This window comes from Cyanobacteriota bacterium, assembly GCA_027618255.1.
Taxonomy (GTDB): domain Bacteria; phylum Cyanobacteriota; class Vampirovibrionia; order LMEP-6097; family LMEP-6097; genus JABHOV01.
Genome location: JAQCFG010000008.1, coordinates 21125 through 39160 on the forward strand (window position 1 = coordinate 21125; position 18036 = coordinate 39160).

Here is an 18036-nt window from a genome sequence, read left to right on the forward strand (position 1 = left end):
GTATAAGTTTTAGATGTCTTGAAGTAGTTCGAGTGCAACTTCAGCAAGCTCTGTCTCAGTAAGCTTATCAAATTCATACCAAAGCTCAACGATATCTGTTTTACAATCAGTCAGCTCAGGGTTCATTGCCAAAAATTCATTTAAATTATCGTACATTCTATAACAAGTGATTGCTCTATAAAGATCTACAACCATTGACTTGTAGTAGCCAACCTCATTGTCATTAATAAAATGGCTAAAAAAAGTGGTAACAAGCTCAACCTGCGAATCATATGCTGTTGATGTTTTTGCGTTATCTCTACTATCGTCGAATAATTCCATGGTTTGATTTAAACAGTTTTGTATTAAGCTTCGGTTAAGATTGATAAAATTTATGCAATTGCACTAAAATCACCCTGATTTTGCGGGCCATAAGAGCTTGTCTTGCCCGTTGGATTACTAGAGCCAGGTCCTTTAGCACTAGAACTTATTTTTTGAGCTGGTTTTTGCAATTGTGCTACTGTAGTATATCCACTTTTAACTTCTTCTACTCCTGCATCTTCTGCATGTCGTTGCGGAGCTGCTGCATTAGCTTGACTAGGGGCACTTGGTTGAATTGCTGTCATATAAGGAATTAAACAAAACCAGGTTAAGTAAGCGTTAACACAAGAAAAAATTCTGTAAATTCATCACAAAAACTCTAATAACCGCAAGCTTAGTGGCTAAATCACGTCATGCTATCATTATGTATTGCAAGATGAGTCAAGAAATTCAATTTAACACTATAGAAGAAGCGATTGCTGATATCAAAGCCGGCAAAATGGTGGTTGTGGCTGATGATAGCGACAGAGAAAACGAGGGCGATTTGATCTGCGCCGCTGATGCGGTGAACCCTGAGATTATCAATTTTATGGCTAAGGAGGGTAGAGGTTTGATTTGTCTTGCCTTGGACAAAAAGATTGCTGCCAATTTAGAGCTTGGTGAGATGGTAGATGTCAGTAGCGATACTATGCAAACCGCATTCACTATTAGTATTGATGCTGATCCTCGTTTTGGAGTTAGTACTGGTATTAGTGCTTCTGATAGAGCAAAGACCATTCAAGTTGCAATTCAAGATGACGCTAAGCCAAGTGACCTAAGAAGACCTGGACATATTTTTCCGCTTAAAGCTATTGATGGTGGTGTGCTCAAACGCATTGGTCACACCGAAGCTGCCGTTGACCTAGCAAGACTTGCAGGCTTCAAGAGTGCAGGGGTGATTTGTGAGATTCTTAAAGAAGACGGGGAAATGGCTCGTAGAGATGATTTAGTGATTTTTGCAAAAAAACATGACCTCAAATTCATCACTATCGCTGATCTTGTTGCTTACAGACTTAAAAACGAACGTTTTGTACATAGAGTGACTGAAGCAGCCCTGCCAACTAAATACGATGAGGATTTTAGGATTATTGGTTACAAGGATTTTCTCTCTAACAAAGAACATGTGGCTCTAGTTTTGGGCGACGTAGAACACTCACAAGACAAATCAGTATTAGTAAGAATGCATAGTGAGTGCCTTACTGGTGATTTATTTGGCAGTCTTAGATGTGACTGCGGCGATCAGCTCAGTAGCTCCATTGAACAAATTCGCGACGAAGGACTTGGTGTCTTAGTTTATCTAAGACAAGAAGGTCGTGGTATTGGTTTACTCAATAAAATCAAAGCATATAACTTGCAAGATCAAGGTGATGATACCGTAGAAGCCAATCACAAACTGGGTTTCCCCTCTGACCTAAGGTCATTTGGAGTTGGCGCGCAGATACTCACAGACCTAGGTTTAAAGAAAATTAGACTGCTGACAAACAACCCTAAAAAAATCCATGGGATTGATGGTTATGGCTTAGAGATTGTAGATAGAGTTGGAATTCAAATCAAGAGTCAGAAACATAATGAGAAGTATCTTGGTACTAAGAAAGACAAAATGGGTCACTTATTATAAGCTCGATTAGCTCATGCTAAAATCAAATCATGAGCTCAGATTGTATCTTTTGCAAAATCATCAGAAATGAAATCCCCACTGAACTTCTCTATGAAACAGAGCAGTTAATTGCTTTTAAAGACATCAGCCCAGCAAGCCCGCATCATTATCTAATCATTCCCAAAATACACAAAGCAAGCCTGAATGAGTTTGACCAAGAGCACAAATTGATACTTGGAGAAATACTTTTAGCTGCAAAAGAAATTGCAATCAAACAAGGATTTGCTGAAGATGGCTACAGAACAGTGATTAACACTGGCAAAGACGGCGGGCAAACAGTGCATCACTTGCATATGCATCTACTAGCTGGAAGGGGACATAAATGGCCGCCAGGTTAAGTCTAGCTATTGCCTTAGCCAAACTTGCTAAGGCAACGATCAAATTGCTCAAACAGGGAGCTGGTTCTGCTTTACCTGGCAGAGTAGCACTCGCTATAGAACCCCAAGCTTTGACATTATTTGCTGATCAATTAAAGCCAAGAGATTTATCACAAAAGGTTCAAGAGCAAGGCTTGCGAACCCCATTGGGGTTTATGCGAAGTTTATTAGCTATAAATGAGAACTCGCGTAACGCAGCTATTGGATCTTCAGTGACAAATCTAAGTAAGTTGCAGAGCATGGTTACTGGCACTAATGGTAAGACGACCACAAGTGGGATTCTCAAAGAGATTTATAAAGCAGCCACTAATCAAGATCCAATCTCTAATGATATGGGTGCCAATTTATATTATGGAATTGTCGCTGAATTAATCAACTCAAGCACTCTTGGCGGCAAACTCAAATCCAATCACTATGTACTAGAAGTAGACGAAGCTGCTTTCCCAGAAATCAGCAAGCAACTGGTACCAAGCTCTATTCTCGTCACTAATCTTTTTAGAGACCAGCTTGATAGGTTTGGCGAGATAGACACCACTCAAAAGCTGATAGTCAAAGGAATTCAACAATGTGCTGGCTCAACTATCATCCTTAACGCTGATGATGCCAAAGTATTTGAGATCAAAGAATTACTCAATGAGCAAGACTTCAAGTTTTTTAGTTTTAGAGTTGAGTCAGATAGTAAAATCAGCAACTTTGATTCAAAGACAGCAGCTAAACAAGAAACAGATTTAGTAACAGAGTTACTTGAAAACAAAGTTGGTAGTTCTCGTATCAAACTAAACTATCAAGGTCAATCGGTAGAACTCGAACTTAAATTACCAGGACTCTATAATACCTACAACGCCAGTGCAGCTGCAGCGACAGCGATTGTTGCTGGCATTGACTTAGAAACTATCAAACAAGGTATTGCAAATTATCATGGCAACTTTGGCAGAGCAGAGAGAAAAGAATTCAACAGTGTTGAATTTCAATGCTTTCTAATTAAAAATCCAACCGGTGCCACAGAAGTACTTAAAGACCTAGCCCAAGATCCTCAAGCCAAATACTTAATAGCGATCAACGATAATTATGCTGATGGCAGAGATGTTTCTTGGCTCTGGGACGCTGAGTTTGAAAGACTCAAAACCGAATCAACTATAATTTGTAGTGGTAGCCGTGCTGAAGACATGGCATTGAGACTGAAATATGCAGGAATCAAGCCAGAACAAATCTCAATAGAAAATAATTTGAAAAAAGCACTCAAACTTGCAACTAGCTCCAAAAAAGCAAATGAGCAGCTTTATTTGCTTCCCACTTATACTGCTCTTTTAGAATTGAATAAACTGTGATGCAATGACTTGTTGCAAAAGTCCAGCTTGCTTATGCTGTCCGCCTTCGCTACGCTATGTCGCGACTGCTACGCAGTTTTTGCAAGACTGACTACATTTTCGAACGCAGCTTTGTCTTGAACTGCAAGTTCAGCAAGCATTTTACGATTAAGTCCAATATTGGATTTAGTTAAGCTATTGATAAATCTACTGTAAGACAATCCTAGTGGAGTTACAGCCGCACCAATACGTTGAATCCAAAGTCCTCTGAAATCTCTTTTCTTAAGACGTCTGTCTTTGAATGCTCTTTTAAGGGCATGCATCATTCCTTGCATTGCTGCTTTAAATATTTTGCTACGTCCACCTTTGAAACCCTTGGTTAATTTCAAGATTTTCTTGTGTTTCGTTTTTCTAGCTATTCCTCGTTTTACTCTCATTATTTTTCCTGTTTAAACCTAACGTGCGTATTTTGGATACGGGAACATAGCCATAGCGTTGTCCATTTGTGAAGCATCCATCACAGATTCTGGTCTTCTTAATCTCAACTTATGTCTGGCAGACATATGTGAGTTCAAGTGTTTAATACCTGACTTTTTAAAGGTCACTTTACCCGTACCAGTAATTTTGAATCTTTTTTTGGCTGACTTGTTCGTCTTTCTTTTGCACATAAGATTGGATTGTATCATAGACCATAGGCATAGAACTATAGAGAATATGTAATTCAATATTCTTTCATAATTAAACATCCTGCAAAACTCAGTTTTACAGGATATCTAATAGACTTACTGCAAAAGTCGGAATTATCCTTAAAGCAAACGCAACATTCGTTGCGGTTGCTACCTTTTTTAAAGCGACATCACTAGCAAAACGGGGTTTTGCAGGATGTCTAATGAAAACCCCTAATTCATAAATACGCTATACGGTATAATTATACGGCGATATTTATATTTTTTATAGATATCTTAAAAACAAAGGAAACAAGACTATTAGCCAAGAGCTGAACAATTCAGTTATTGTTGGCCGTGCCACTGCTCAGTCCACCAGCAGTCCAGTTAATCACGTCCATCAAATAGAGAAAAGACAAACTCCGCAGCTTGCCAGCATAGCTCCCGACAAATCTTTTTTGGGGGGATACAGCAACTCAACCAATAATCAGATTCAAGTATCTGATTCCGAGAAACGAATAAACAAAAAGCCTACTGAAGAACAACCTCTTCTTAAACAAATTAATCTTGATTTGAGTTTTGCCAGAATTGGTAGCCTGGCGATGTTAACTCGCTCAATACTTTCAGCCTTTTTTAATTCTAGTAGAGAAAATGATCCCGAGACTAGTAAAACAAAGACACTGGATATTGTAGATGATTACTTACACAAGCTTAGACAACAATCACAATATTCAATTCACGCTCAACCAGGAAGTGACAGACGTAAGCCTGATGATATTGCTTCTGATGGGGTTGAGAACATGGTTGCAGCGAGCCTCGGAAATAATGTCTATAAACTAAATGCTTTTGTTGCTCCATGGCTTGGCTTATTCAAAACATTTTTTCCTTATAATGACAATCCAGTTTGGGGACTTATTCCTAGGATGGTTGACTTTGTTGATAATAGTGCTGGCAAATTAACAAATATATTTTGGAATATTAGAAGGATCGGTAAAGCCTTTGTTGCATATGATGGTGGTATCGACTCTACTGCATTCCGACATAAACAAAACGAAGTCCGTGAAGTTATTAATTATTATACCAATCGTATATTCTTCAAAAACAATTCTAGACTTTTTAGTCCTTTTATAAATCTCTGGTATAAACTATTTAGTACAGATCAACAACCTCATCAAAAGAGTGGTCTACTGCATTCGGGTCATGACCAAGAAATCAAAGCATTGAAACAAGAGATGTCTCAAAATTTCTGGAATAACTTTAAAGCAATTGGTTCGGCAACCTATAATTGCGCTCATCAAGGCGGTATCCCTAAGGTAGTGGGTAGTGAAGAACCAGAAAATCAAACTTGGTATGTGAGACTCAAAATTGCAAGTAAGTGCCTTGGTTTTCCAGCTGGTGCAATAGGCGCTCTGCTGAACACCGCCGGTATTGGTCTTGATTTCTTCGGCTCTTTATTTAATATCAAACCCTTAAGAGTACTCTCTAATAAATCTACCGACATTGCAAACGGTCTAATGTCGCTAGTTTATTTAACTGGTGAAGTTCCAGCTAACTTAAATGAATTTATCAAGAAAGGCCTAGAAAAATCTGATCCAAATAGATATAGAAACTTGGCTGTATTTGGGATTGGTACTTTAGGTATGTTAAATAGGATTAAAATATTACCAGGAATAAGTGCAACGATGAATCTATTCAAAATCAAACCATTGCTTGATAGGTTCGACAAAACTCTTCGTCACTTCTTCCTATTCTTCTTCTCTTACAATAGATTAGTTCTTCATAGTGATGAAAAAACCCTTGAAACCAAAACCGCACCGATTGAAGAGCTACAAGAAGCCGAAATGCATAATAATTTACGTGCACATCTATTGTTACCATTCAGAGTATTAATGAATGATAGTCAAGTAAGTCATAGTAAATCAGCCTAAACCAATTTCGAAACTAAGTTTCGAAGAAACATCATTCCATCCTAAAATAACTCGAAAGAAGTAAAATCACAAGCGGCATAAGAGCCGATTACATCTTTATTGCTATTAAGGATAGTATTGTCAATAATAAAATCTTGCTCTAACCAATTCAATTGCTGAGCAATCGCTTTAGAGACAATGCCCTTGACTCTGCTACTACCATCGATAATTTTAATTAGAACAACTTCTTTTGTCTCAAGATTTGCAATCATCATCAAGCCCTCAGCACCGCCCTTGGCAATTAGCTTCTTGGAATTGTTCATCAAAAGTGAATCAATTTGAGACTTACCTCCAATAATCAAAGGATAGTCTCTCATTGCCTGAAGAATCTCACCATAAGCAGGATTAACAATCATGGCTGCAAAGATCTTAGTCATTTTAGAGAGACTCATGTGAAAGCTCGGCAGTCCACAACCATCAATTCCAAAAGCCCCCAAGCTCTCAGCTAACAAGTCTTCTAGTTCTTTTAGAATTAATTTTTGTATAGGGTGATCAATCTGCGTATAATCATTAAGTGACCAACCTTGTTTTTTACATGCGGCAATTAAGGCAGAATGTTTAGCAGAACAGTTATGTTCGATCTTTGATTTCAAACTATAACTTGGAGTCTTGTAAGTTCCACAATGTAGATCATCTTCTTGAATATTAAACTTGGACATTAATTTTTTAACCAAAAGGAGCTGCTCGGGTTCAGAATTATGAGAAGCTATCGAAATTGCTAATAATTCACCACTTAAGTCATCACCGAGAATATCTTTTGCAACTTTGGCTTGAATTGGTTTAATTAAAGATCTAGTAAAACAAGTGAAATCAGCATCTCCTGCACTGATTAATTCTCCAACAGAATTAATCAATGTCACAATTCCAAAATGTTCACTCTCGAGTAGATTATCTCTAAAAACTTGGGCTAATTTAATTGTATTAATCATCTTTTAGTCTATAATAACCTTATGATCAGAACTTTTCTTTCTGTTTTCCTATCTATTTTATTACTTTGTGTTCCAGCACAGGCATCTGATAGCGAAACTGTCGAAAAAATATACCAGGAAATATATCAAGCATGGAATGACCATGATGCCGATAAATTATTTGCTTACTACAGCAAAAGTTTTATCACAGGTGATGGTATTAACAAAGATGAATATCGTGAACTGACTGCAAAACTCTGGGAAACTTACCCTGATATCAAAATTGAAAACCAAAAGAAGACTATCAGAAGTCAGGATAACTACGCTACTATTTCAGGAATCGATTTTTTCTATGGTACGAGTGCTGAAGAGAACAATGACCTAAAAAAATCTGGAATACTTAATGCAATTTCCCAAGGACAAACTTTCTTGCAAAAATATGGCAAGAACTGGAAAATTGAATCAGACCATATCAATTTTGAATTAGTTACTGTTTATTACGGTAACGCCAAACAATACCTTGATGAACACCAAATATACTTTAGCAGTCCAGAACAAGTCAAATCTGATGATCAATATTCAGCAACACTTTACTTTATACTGCCAGAGAACATTAAAGCAACAGCCACTATTAATAAAGAGCTCATCCAAAAACCTGGTGACATTAGTCCAGAAGAATCCTTTCAAATCATCAAAGACCATAAGCTCGAAAGACTATTTCAAGCGAACACCAATAATTACAATGAACTTGTTAGCGCCACAATCATTTTATCTAAGGGGATCATTGAGCCCAAGCTTGACGGCATACTTTATATCTCCAAAAGAGTTAACGTACTTGCGACAATAACAAAAGAAAAGCAAGACCAAATAGTCAAAGAAGCTTTTGCTGCAACATCAAAAACTAAAGAAAAGAAATAATGGACCTTGTTGAAAGCAAACTCAAACAATATTTGAGCCAAGCTCAAATTAATGGAGTCGTTGCTATAGCCTGTTCTGCTGGCATTGACTCAATGGTACTAATTGAAAGCTGCCGCAAGAACTATCCGAATGATCAAATCTTCTGCTTTCATCTGGATCATAGCCTAAGAAAGGATTCTAAAAGAGCAGCTGATTTCCTGGAAGCATACTGCAAAAAACACAATATCAAATATATTTGCAAAACTCTTAAAGCTGGAGAAATCAAAGGCTGCGAGCAAAGTGCACGGAAAGCACGCTACCAATTCTTTGAAGATAGTTGCCAAGACTACAATATTAAAAATATTCTACTTGGACATAATCTCAATGACCAAGCTGAAACAATCTTATTCAGGATCTTCAGAGGCACAAATACCAGTGGGCTGCAAGGTATCGCACAATCAAGGCAACATGGCAGTATAACTATCCATAGACCTCTTTTAGAACTTAGCAGGGAAATAATTACTCAATATGCGAAAACTCAGGGTTTAGATTTTGTTGAAGACGACAGCAATAACAATCTTGATTTTGCCAGAAATAGAATTCGCAACAATATTCTTCCGGAAGCTCTTAAAATCAACCCCAAGGCACTAGACAACATTGCTCAACTCGCTCAATTAACGACACTTGAACAAGTCTATATCAAAGAAGGATTTATACATGCTCAATCTCTGCTTAGCGAACCTGCTTGGAAACTAGAAGACTTTCGTAAACTCAAACCAATCATGCAGCGTAAACTACTAGAACAATATTTCACCCCCAATATTGCTTTTGTTAATGATTTCATGGCGGCAATAGCCCAAGGGGGCTTTCATAGGATCAATTTCAGCAAAGATAAATTCTTTACAATTAAACAGAAAGAGATCCATTTAGAGCTACAATTGCAAATATGATTGCAAAATCCAAGATCCAGGTTTTATATTCAAAACAGGAGCTACGTGCCAGAGTCAAAGAATTGGCTGAACAAATCTCGTCAGACTATAAAGACAGCAACAACTTGATTCTTATTGGTGTACTCAAAGGAGCTTTTGTTTTTCTAGCTGACTTGATGAGAGAGATTAGCGTTGACTGTCAGGTAGAATTTATCCGTCTCTCGAGTTACGACCAAGGCACCACCAGCTCAGGCAAAGTTAAATCTATAGACCTGACCTTGCCTGATCTTACAGACAAAGATGTCCTCATAGTTGAAGACATTATTGACTCTGGAAGAACGGCCAAGTTTTTGGTTGACTTTTTTAAAACGCAAAACGCAAGAACTATCAAACTAGCGACTCTCTTTGATAAACCATCCAGAAGAATCAAAGAACTTCAAGAAATCAAAGCAGACTACACCTGTTTTGAAATTGAAGACAAATTTATTTTGGGCTATGGATTAGATTTTGAGCAGAAGTATCGGGATTTGCCTTATGTTGGGTTCATTGAATAATCTCACTATTTGAAATTATTAGAGTTCTTTCGAAACCATAAATGGTTTTGAAAGAGGTCTATTGGCCTTTGTATTATGCAGCTTGAGTAGTAGCTTTAACTAATTGTGAAACTCTTTCGTTCACCGCTTTATGATGATCATCACTATAACCCGTCAACTTAGCACTCCCTTCCATCGCTGGTTTATCAAGTGCTCCAATTAAAAAATAACATGAGCCGATATTAACAGCACTTCTAACTACATCAGCAAAAGCTGATGGTAATTTAATTGCTTTGTATATTTTTTCCTGAACCGGATCTGCAATTAATCTAATCCAGGCCGTTGGTAAACCAATTGCTGCAATACCATCATGCAAGAGCATCTTAGCCCCTGCTTTGATTTTGTCTTCAGGTTTCGGCGCAAACTTGGCATTAGCTGCAACCCTGCCACCCGTTGCAATAATCGCTAGCGACCAAAGTACCCCATAAAAGAGTGAGGCAACAGGTTTTGGTAACCAATTAAACATCAGCACCCGTAAACCTTCAGCCGTTTCATTGCCGAGTGCAAAAGCTTTGCGCAAAGGCCAATCATCTTTAAGGAATTTTTCTAAGAACTTCCAAAGTCCTGTAACTGGTTTCTCGGTGCTCTGTAATTTTTTATTTACAACTAATACTTGATCGACAAGGCTCGGAGCTTCATGCATTGTGACTTTGAGCTCATTAGAGAGATTTTCGGTAGGCAACAACCCAGCTGGAACATCAGCGCTTGCTAGGCGTTGCTGCTCAAGACTAGCTTGAGCTAATCTTGGATTTGCTATAGCAGTATCGAGGCCTGTATCTATAGGCGCACTTCCTTATTGATTAGTACTTACAAATTCAACAACCCGAAGAATACGTAAGACAAATTAATCCTAGCACGTCATACATAGGTTCTTGATTAAATATTGAGAATAATTCTCAATAACTAGGGGTTATCACCCTTGCCGAATGGGACTAGCCATTATCAGAGCTTTCAGATACAAGGCTAGTTGTTTACTTGGAGGAATTCCGGCTCAATAAGTCCATAGCCGTTGTCTTCTCTCTTATAAACAGCAGCAATCCTATTTGAAAAGATATTTAAAAACATATAGAAATTATGACCACAGTCATCCAACATTTCAATTGCTTGTTCTGGTTCCATTGCTTTCATACGAAAACGTTTGACTTTAATAATCTCTGGTTCTGCATACGACTGAATATGACTAGCAAAATCTGCTGGTAGTTCATCTTTTTCAAAATTCTCAAGACCATATGCTTTAACACTCTTGCCGTTGTGTATCTTGCTGTAGATCTTGGTTTTATACTTTCTCAACTGACCTTCGATCTTGTCTACAACTGTATCTATACTTGCATAAACATTGGCTTCAGAAGACTGACATCTAATAACGTGTCCTCCTTTGAGATTGATAGTAATTTCAGCTTTTTGATTCCTGTCTCTATTTTTTTTTAGCACTGAAAGAACCATTCTTATATCGTGGTTCTGAATTAGTGAGTCAAAGTGTTTATGTATTCTAGTTAATTTAGAGTTGGCATATTCTCTGATCGCTTCGGTAATTTCTATATTCTTACCTTCTATAATAGTTTGAGATCCGACATTCATAATTTGTAACTCCTCTTTATTTTCTGCATTAGTCTTAAAACTCTAAGACTTAAGCTGTTTTGACATCAAATTATAGCATTTCAGGCTAGGTCGAAAAACAAAATTGTCTAGTCGAGTCCAAGGAAAAAGCTTTAAACTACAGCAAACACAGTCAGACAAGCTAAAGCCAAAATTGTTCTTGTTTTTTAATCGTCTTTCTGGGTTTAATTCCCTCAGCAAGAGACCTACGGTTTCCTGCACCTTCCCATTTTGCGCAGCAAGCTGCGGGGAATTAAACTCAGAGACGATTAACATGCTAATATCAATTCCCAAGATGGCTAATCTATCTAACAATAAGCGCCCAGTGAATGATAATAAAACTCACTTAGCTAAAAATAAACTCAAAATTGCCTATACATTAGGTGACATTGCCGGCATAGGCGAAGAAATATTTTTTAAATTTCAAAAACAATATCAAACAAGGGAAGATTTAGAAATAACCTTACTCGACGACAAGTTTGCCTATCAAGATCTAGCAAACAAACTTAGCCCAGGTCAATGTTCTGCCGCAGCTGGTGAGCATAGCTATAAAGTTCTTGAATATGCAAATGAAAAACTCAACAATCGTGACTTTGATTATTTAGTCACAGGTCCTGTAGCAAAGGAATCCCTCTGGCTTGGCGGCATACAATGCTCTGGTCAAACTGAATTGCTAGCACAACTTAATGGTCTATCCCGTGAAGATATTGAAATGTTTTTTGTACTTGATCAAATCAAAGTAGTACTTGCAACTCGGCATGTACCAATCACACATGTACCAGAACTTCTTGAACAAAGACTAACAAAAGTCATTAGCAATAGTTTGACTGCTCTTAAAAATATTTGGTTAATCAATAAACCTAGACTTGCAGTTGCAGCACTCAATCCACACGCTGGCGAAAATGGGATCATTGGATTAGAAGAAAATGGTTTCATGAACCAGATGATTCAAGAAGCCCGAGATCTATATCAACTTGAGATTGAAGGGCCATCACCAGCTGACTCATTATTTGCCAGAATGGCACAGGATTATATCAAGGGAAACGAGAAGCGGGAACTGGGAACTGGGAATGAACCCCTCTCCCACGTCCCTTCTCCCTTTCCTCACTTGTACATAGCCGCATACCACGATCAGGTCTTGCCTTTAATCAAAGGTCTTGGTGGACTAAGAGCTATCAATCTCACTGCTGGATTGCCATTCATTAGACTCAGCGTTGACCATGGTACTGGCTTTGATATTGTAGGCAAGGGCATTGCCAATCCTCAAGGCTTATTTGCTTGCACTGATTATTGCTTCGAACTAGCAAAACTAGCTAGCAAAAAAGGATAAAAATCAGTAAAAGCGATAATAAGCCATGATTCAGGGTAAAATCTGTACTTATGGAGATACATTTAATAATCTAAATTATGGCAGACAAAGGTGAATACCGCGGCAAAAGGCCGAGAATATATATTCCATTAAACGAGAATATAAGAGCGAAAAGATTAAGAGTAATCGATGAACTAGGTGAGAACCTAGGAGAGTTATCAAAGGAAGAAGCTTTAGAAAAAGCAAGAGCTGTTGACTTAGATTTGTTTGTAGTATCTGACAAAACCGATGTGCCAATCGCCAAGATTGCAGATTACGGAAAGTATAAGTTCGAGCAAAATAAACGTGAGAAAGGCCAGAAGAAAAAACAAACTGGTGGAGACTCAAAAGAAATCAAAATGCGTTACAACATCGACATTGGTGATTACAACACTCGTGTCTCGCATGCTAGAAACTTTTTAGAGAAGCAAAAAAGAGTTAAACTCAATATCACTTTAAGAGGTAGAGAGATCCAACACTCGTCTTTAGCTAAAGCATTAGCTGATAGGTTCTTAGAGGACTTAATGGAAGTAGGAACCGCTGATGGTGTACCTGATAAAATGACCGGTCGTTCAATAATAGTGTATATTATACCTACGCCTGATAAAGTTAGAATCAAAAAAAGAGATGCTTTATTAGCAAAAAAAGAAATGGGAGAAGAGCAAGATGTTGAAAACCATGCTGAGCTCCAAAATTCATAGAGCAACTGTAACTGAATGTGATCTTGACTATGTTGGTAGTATAACTATTGATAGAGATTTGATGGATGCCGTTGGTCTTCTTGAAAATGAACAAGTTCAAATCCTTGATATTACAAATGGCAATCGCTTAACTACTTATGTAATTGAAGGTGAACGTAGCTCTGGTGTCATTGGTATCAATGGTGCTGCTGCTCATTTAGTAAGCCAGGGTGATTTAGTGATCATTTGTTCTTATGTACAAATTGATGAAAAAGAATTAAAGAACTATAAGCCACAGATTTTGCTGGTAGATGAACAGAATAAACCACAACAAAAGTTTGATAAAGAGCTAGCTTTGACTCGTGTAGGCGCGTCGTAGCAAGGCGAAGACGGCAAGGTTTAAGTACTTAGACTGCCATTGCAGTGTGTAGAGATTGTGCGTGTATCTGATTAGAATTTGGTGTTTTCTGTTTTGATGTTGGAGCTTGTTGAAGAGTGGTTTCGCTTTCTTGATTGTATCTCAGGAAGAAAAATTGCCCAATTTTATCAAAAGCAATAGCTGCCTCTAAAAAGGCTGCTTTGATTTTATCAAAGGCATTAGTATTATCAACGTTGAGCAGTTTGGCTATGCCCTTATTAAATATTCTTGCAGAATAATCTAAAATACTTCCAGCCAAATAAAAGTACCCAGACTTACTTGCGTTTTGACTATCCATTCTAGCAAGACCGTAATCACCACCTACACCAGCAATATCTCGAACTGTTGCTCCAATTTTCTCATGCACTGTCATTCCCAAAAGACCACCAATGGAGGCAATCCCAGAAGAGAAAATCGCAAGGTCGTCACCATCCATTTTTCTAAGCTCCAATGGTGTTTTAATTAATTGCCCCAGGGTTTTCTGGAATACGTCCTTAATCAATCCCCAAGAGTGATTCCATCCCTCTGCGTAGGATTGATAATGACTTCTCTTGTCTTTATCCTTTATTCCTGCAACCATGCCATCAATTCCAGTTGCAATTCCTCTAAACAAATAAATATTGCCTAACTTAAATACGGCTGCTAGACCTTCTGTTAAATATGAAAAAATCAATAATGGGTTTTTCTGTTCAGTTGCAGAAAACAAACCTGCGGCAGAATATGCCAATAGATGTAATTTAGTAGAGAGCATACTTATATGATTGATTATTTTTTTCAATGGATTGTCATCGCTAAATAATCTAACTGGTGCACTCAGTAAATTCAGAGCTACTGAACTAATAGTTGTAAATTTAACAAGTGGCTCTTCAATAAAAGTTCTAAGTTCAGATTTATCAATTGTCTCTTTCTTGGCAAGCATTGGGGCCTGTTTCTCTATATTTTGCTGTAGCAAAATTGGCTTAGCTATACTGCTATCCATTTGAAGGGCCATGATTTGTAGCTATACACAAATATGAGCTTGGATCTCCCAAACTCCAAATATGTATAGATACTTTAAATAATACAATAATAGAAGTTAATATGTAAAGCACAAGGCAAAAATTCTAATAAAGTTGTCCCATGAATTTAACTTACTCGACTGCAAGCAACCGAGTTTTTCAAGTCAAATTCATCATTTTCTTTGAAAATGACCGGCAAAACTTTGATCGTCATTCCATTCAATAGACTTCCTGCGAAAATACCAATTATCTCCATTAGCGGAACACATACTTCGTATGGTTCCGACCTTTTTTGTGTCGACATCACTTGCAAAACAGGGTTTTGCAGGATGTCTAATCCTCCGAGAGCAAGCTCTCGAGTTTTCACTACATTCGGAATAAAATAGCTAGTTTTTAGGGTGTTTTACTCTATCTTTGATATCATCTTTGGTGAAGACTTTGCTTAACGAAGCAGCGAAGCGTAGGCAGCTTGCAAAGCAAGCATCTGCAGGCAGGAACTGCCATAAGCACATTCAATAAGCTATGCTTCTTGAATGACCGAGGACGATTGGCTCAGTTGGTAGAGCACCTGCTCGACATGCAGGGGGTCACTGGTTCAAGTCCAGTATCGTCCACCATTATATATAAGACCATTCGGCACTCTCCGTCTCATCCAAACAACCTAGGCCAAACAACCGAAACAAGCCATTAGGGCAATAGTGGCATAAGTAAATTATGTCCCTTGATAAAAATCAAGAAGCAACTCTAACGAGCCTGTTACACAGTTTGTGTGCCAAGGCTGCACCTGCATTATCCAATCTTGCAGGTAGCACGATTGATATTCAGTTTAATAGTTTTGTTTCTGCTAAAACGAGTGCCGAAAATCTTCATTCAGAAGAAGAACTAGTTCTTGCTTCAGCAAAATTGGCTGAAGGTACAATCAATCTTTTATTTCTTAAAAATGATGCTGCAAGCATAGCCGGTCTCATCACCGGTTCCAAAGAACCCAATCCTGAATTTACTGAATCAATGAACGGAGCATTGAGTTCTGCTATTACTGAAGCTCTCAATACTGTACTTATCAACAATAAACAAATTGACATTGGCTATCAGCAAAATAGTTTAAAACTCAAAATGATTGACCCGAATAACCAAGAGACGCTTGGTCTTGGTCAAATGGGAATGGCCCCGAAAATAGCTCTGGCATTAAGTCTTCATTCTGAATCAAAGAACATCAAAGTTCAAATAGAAGTGCCGACAAGTTTAATCCAAAGTAAAATAGTTTCAGCTGCAAGTCCAAGCAAAACTAACAAAGATGCAACGATTGGTGATGTTTTTGGTGCAGACTTTAGTGAGATAATTAACTCTCACAATCCTGAAGAAATAGATGAGAAAAAAAATCTCAATTTGCTGATGGACATTAGACTTGGTCTAATTGTTGAGCTGGGTAGATCAGAAATGCACCTTAAAGAAATTCTCAAATTAACCAAAGGTTCGATTATCGAACTTGATAGACTTTCTGGCGAGCCTGTAGATTTATTTGCAAACAATAAACTCATAGCACGTGGTGAAGTTGTTGTTATCGATGATAATTTTGGACTTCGAATTACACAATTAGCTGGTCTAACTAATCAAGCCGAACTAAATCTCTTAGGTGGAGACGCTGATTAACCCTCAAAGCACTAATGACCAAAACCCATTCAATGAGGGTAAAACCTCTCAAGCCTACTCGAAAATAGACCCTATCTATGAGCAAAGCGCACTTGAAGCGATTAATTTCGTTGATCCTTTAAAACATAATGGCGTAGAAGGTCTAGTAATTGATATTGGTGCCGGGACTGGTGTTAGTTCAGAAGTAATTCTCAAGACCGGAGTCAAAAATCTTGTACTAGTTGAACCATCAGAAGCGATGCTTGAACAAGCAGTCAAACGACTAGCTGATAAAGCAGAATATTGTAAATTACACGCTGAAGATCTCAATGACAAATTCAATTCCAATGTTGACTTGGCTTACGCACTCAATACTTTTCATTTATTTGCTGACCTAAGTAAATTCCTAGCCAGTATCGCTTGCGCCCTCAAACCCGGTGGCTGCTTTGTATTCAACATCTCAACTCCAACTTATGGCTTTGAAAAACTCACCGAGGAAGAGATAGCAACAATCAAAGTAAATAAAGATTTTTATACTAAGTTAAACGAATCGGCACCTAATGAGATTTTGATTTATACCATCGCTTTACTCGACAAAATTATCGATTGTGATTTCACTGAAGTCTTCACCAAAGATAGCGTTGAACAAATCTTTGCCTCTGTCGGTATGCGACTGGAAGATAGCACCGAAGTAATTATCAAAATGCAAGCTGATTATCAGCGCAATATTTGGTCTATGATGGCTCAGAGTTTTGTCTCTGATCAAAAACAAATAGACGACTTGGTCAACTCAATAGAGCTACCTAAAGAATTGCATATCAGACAAGCCATTTTTAAATTGGTCAACCAATCCTAAGATAGGTTCTAAGAGCTTGCTCGTTTAGACTTTATCGCTTATGCTAATAAGATGGAAATAGTAGGCTCAGAGAATTTTGATCTTGACCTTGGCAGAAGACTATTTGTCATCGTTTGCTTTTTGCTATTCCTCTGGTATTTCCTTAACCTCTTAGCGACGAGGATTAAAACCGGACAATTCAAGATACCTGAATTTCTCAACAAAAAATTCCCCGGGCTCAAGAACATAGACCTTGGTGGTGAAGATCAGCTCTACAAAATCAAAGTCATCCAGCGTCAAATCATGCCTGACGGCTCTGAATTCATGGTCATAGACGTCAATGACAGGCATATCCTGGTCTCTAAACATATTCAATCTGGAATTAATTACATCAGTGATCTTAAAGATAAATCGTAATACAAGTCTTTTTTTAAGAATTATTGCAAAATACTAGTTATTTTTTCTGGTATTATGGTTTGAGTTGTGCTGAGCTAGCTCAGTTGCCAGGCACCGGTACTAATAAGTCAAGATTCGACATGAGAATCAACGACAAGGTGCCAGAATGACAAAAGACGTCTGACGAAAGTCAGATGCGAAATAGACAAAGTATGTGCTGAGCTAGCTCAGTTGCCAGGCACCGATACTAATAAGTCAAGATTCGACATGAGAATCAACGACAAGGTGCCAGAATGACAAAAGACGTCTGACGAAAGTCAGATGCGAAATAGACAAAGTATGTGCTGAGGTAGCTCAGTTGGTAGAGCATCTGACTTGTAATCAGGCGGTCGAGGGTTCGATTCCTTTCCTCAGCACCATATAAACGAAAAAGGAGCCCCCTCGAGGGCTCTTTTTTCGTTTCTGGCGCAGAGAAAGAAATCGTCCCTCAACTGCCA

21 protein-coding genes and 2 tRNA genes are annotated in these 18036 nt (G+C 38.0%); 15 read left to right on the forward strand and 8 right to left on the reverse strand.

The window, feature by feature from the left end:
- Positions 1–9 precede the first annotated feature (9 nt).
- Together O3C63_02040 and O3C63_02045 are read right to left on the reverse strand one after the other, a co-directional pair.
- Positions 10–321, reverse strand: a complete 312-nt coding sequence (locus O3C63_02040) for a hypothetical protein (GenBank protein ID MDA0771703.1) — start codon at positions 319–321, stop codon at positions 10–12.
- Between the two features lie 50 nt (positions 322–371).
- A complete protein-coding gene (locus tag O3C63_02045) occupies positions 372–605 on the reverse strand; it encodes a hypothetical protein (protein MDA0771704.1) in 234 nt (77 codons plus the stop codon).
- 131 nt (positions 606–736) lie between these two features.
- Between O3C63_02045 and O3C63_02050 the strand changes: the two genes are divergently transcribed.
- The 3 genes from O3C63_02050 to O3C63_02060 are packed head-to-tail and all read left to right on the forward strand — an operon-like array spanning position 737 to position 3701.
- A complete protein-coding gene (locus O3C63_02050; protein ID MDA0771705.1) occupies positions 737–1957 on the forward strand; it encodes a bifunctional 3,4-dihydroxy-2-butanone-4-phosphate synthase/GTP cyclohydrolase II in 1221 nt (406 codons plus the stop codon).
- 29 nt (positions 1958–1986) lie between these two features.
- A complete protein-coding gene (locus O3C63_02055; protein ID MDA0771706.1) occupies positions 1987–2334 on the forward strand; it encodes a histidine triad nucleotide-binding protein in 348 nt (115 codons plus the stop codon).
- Positions 2319–3701, forward strand: a complete 1383-nt coding sequence (locus O3C63_02060; GenBank protein MDA0771707.1) for a MurT ligase domain-containing protein — start codon at positions 2319–2321, stop codon at positions 3699–3701. The genes O3C63_02055 and O3C63_02060 overlap by 16 nt, the downstream gene beginning before the upstream one ends.
- A gap of 68 nt (positions 3702–3769) precedes the next feature.
- On the opposite strand, the gene rplT is transcribed toward O3C63_02060, so the two are convergent.
- Together rplT and rpmI are read right to left on the reverse strand one after the other, a co-directional pair.
- Positions 3770–4120 (reverse strand): 50S ribosomal protein L20, encoded by a 351-nt coding sequence (gene rplT, locus O3C63_02065; protein ID MDA0771708.1) that lies wholly within the window; start codon positions 4118–4120, stop codon positions 3770–3772.
- Between the two features lie 15 nt (positions 4121–4135).
- Positions 4136–4348, reverse strand: a complete 213-nt coding sequence (rpmI, locus tag O3C63_02070) for a 50S ribosomal protein L35 (GenBank protein ID MDA0771709.1) — start codon at positions 4346–4348, stop codon at positions 4136–4138.
- A gap of 455 nt (positions 4349–4803) precedes the next feature.
- On the opposite strand from rpmI, the gene O3C63_02075 reads away from it, so the two are divergent.
- A complete protein-coding gene (locus O3C63_02075; protein ID MDA0771710.1) occupies positions 4804–6273 on the forward strand; it encodes a hypothetical protein in 1470 nt (489 codons plus the stop codon).
- Between the two features lie 41 nt (positions 6274–6314).
- Here the strand turns inward: O3C63_02075 and O3C63_02080 are convergent, their stop codons facing one another.
- On the reverse strand, positions 6315–7241 hold the full coding sequence (locus O3C63_02080) for an asparaginase (GenBank protein ID MDA0771711.1): 927 nt from the start codon (positions 7239–7241) through the stop codon (positions 6315–6317).
- 21 nt (positions 7242–7262) lie between these two features.
- On the opposite strand from O3C63_02080, the gene O3C63_02085 reads away from it, so the two are divergent.
- Genes O3C63_02085 through hpt form a run of 3 tightly spaced genes read left to right on the forward strand, consistent with a single transcriptional unit; the run spans position 7263 to position 9600 of the window.
- Positions 7263–8138, forward strand: a complete 876-nt coding sequence (locus O3C63_02085) for a nuclear transport factor 2 family protein (GenBank protein MDA0771712.1) — start codon at positions 7263–7265, stop codon at positions 8136–8138.
- A complete protein-coding gene (gene tilS, locus O3C63_02090; protein MDA0771713.1) occupies positions 8138–9067 on the forward strand; it encodes a tRNA lysidine(34) synthetase TilS in 930 nt (309 codons plus the stop codon). The genes O3C63_02085 and tilS overlap by 1 nt, the downstream gene beginning before the upstream one ends.
- On the forward strand, positions 9064–9600 hold the full coding sequence (gene hpt, locus O3C63_02095) for a hypoxanthine phosphoribosyltransferase (GenBank protein ID MDA0771714.1): 537 nt from the start codon (positions 9064–9066) through the stop codon (positions 9598–9600). The genes tilS and hpt overlap by 4 nt, the downstream gene beginning before the upstream one ends.
- A gap of 73 nt (positions 9601–9673) precedes the next feature.
- On the opposite strand, the gene O3C63_02100 is transcribed toward hpt, so the two are convergent.
- Both O3C63_02100 and raiA read right to left on the reverse strand, forming a co-directional pair.
- Entirely contained in the window at positions 9674–10324 is a 651-nt protein-coding gene (locus O3C63_02100; GenBank protein MDA0771715.1) for a hypothetical protein, read from the reverse strand.
- A 278-nt stretch (positions 10325–10602) separates the two neighbouring features.
- Positions 10603–11217: a ribosome-associated translation inhibitor RaiA gene (gene raiA, locus O3C63_02105; protein MDA0771716.1), complete on the reverse strand. Its 615-nt coding sequence runs from the start codon at positions 11215–11217 to the stop codon at positions 10603–10605.
- A gap of 313 nt (positions 11218–11530) precedes the next feature.
- Between raiA and O3C63_02110 the strand changes: the two genes are divergently transcribed.
- The 3 genes from O3C63_02110 (at position 11531) to O3C63_02120 (ending at position 13642) form a co-directional block, all read left to right on the forward strand.
- On the forward strand, positions 11531–12565 hold the full coding sequence (locus O3C63_02110; protein MDA0771717.1) for a 4-hydroxythreonine-4-phosphate dehydrogenase PdxA: 1035 nt from the start codon (positions 11531–11533) through the stop codon (positions 12563–12565).
- 77 nt (positions 12566–12642) lie between these two features.
- Positions 12643–13284, forward strand: coding sequence for a translation initiation factor IF-3 (gene infC / locus O3C63_02115; protein MDA0771718.1), 642 nt, complete (start codon positions 12643–12645; stop codon positions 13282–13284).
- Positions 13250–13642, forward strand: a complete 393-nt coding sequence (locus tag O3C63_02120) for an aspartate 1-decarboxylase (GenBank protein ID MDA0771719.1) — start codon at positions 13250–13252, stop codon at positions 13640–13642. Before infC ends, O3C63_02120 begins: the two co-directional genes overlap by 35 nt.
- Positions 13643–13670: 28 nt before the next feature.
- On the opposite strand, the gene O3C63_02125 is transcribed toward O3C63_02120, so the two are convergent.
- Positions 13671–14672 carry a hypothetical protein gene (locus O3C63_02125; GenBank protein MDA0771720.1) on the reverse strand — a complete coding sequence of 334 codons (1002 nt, stop codon included), beginning with the start codon at positions 14670–14672 and terminating at the stop codon, positions 13671–13673.
- A gap of 548 nt (positions 14673–15220) precedes the next feature.
- On the opposite strand from O3C63_02125, the gene O3C63_02130 reads away from it, so the two are divergent.
- The 5 genes from O3C63_02130 to O3C63_02150 all read left to right on the forward strand — a co-directional run bounded on the left by O3C63_02130 (position 15221) and on the right by O3C63_02150 (position 17958).
- Positions 15221–15296, forward strand: a tRNA-Val gene (locus O3C63_02130).
- Positions 15297–15393: 97 nt separating this feature from the next.
- Positions 15394–16329: a flagellar motor switch protein FliN gene (fliN, locus tag O3C63_02135; GenBank protein ID MDA0771721.1), complete on the forward strand. Its 936-nt coding sequence runs from the start codon at positions 15394–15396 to the stop codon at positions 16327–16329.
- On the forward strand, positions 16313–17164 hold the full coding sequence (locus tag O3C63_02140; GenBank protein MDA0771722.1) for a class I SAM-dependent methyltransferase: 852 nt from the start codon (positions 16313–16315) through the stop codon (positions 17162–17164). The genes fliN and O3C63_02140 overlap by 17 nt, the downstream gene beginning before the upstream one ends.
- 51 nt (positions 17165–17215) lie before the next feature.
- A complete protein-coding gene (locus O3C63_02145) occupies positions 17216–17560 on the forward strand; it encodes a hypothetical protein (protein MDA0771723.1) in 345 nt (114 codons plus the stop codon).
- Positions 17561–17882: 322 nt separating this feature from the next.
- Positions 17883–17958, forward strand: a tRNA-Thr gene (locus O3C63_02150).
- Positions 17959–18036: the final 78 nt, after the last annotated feature.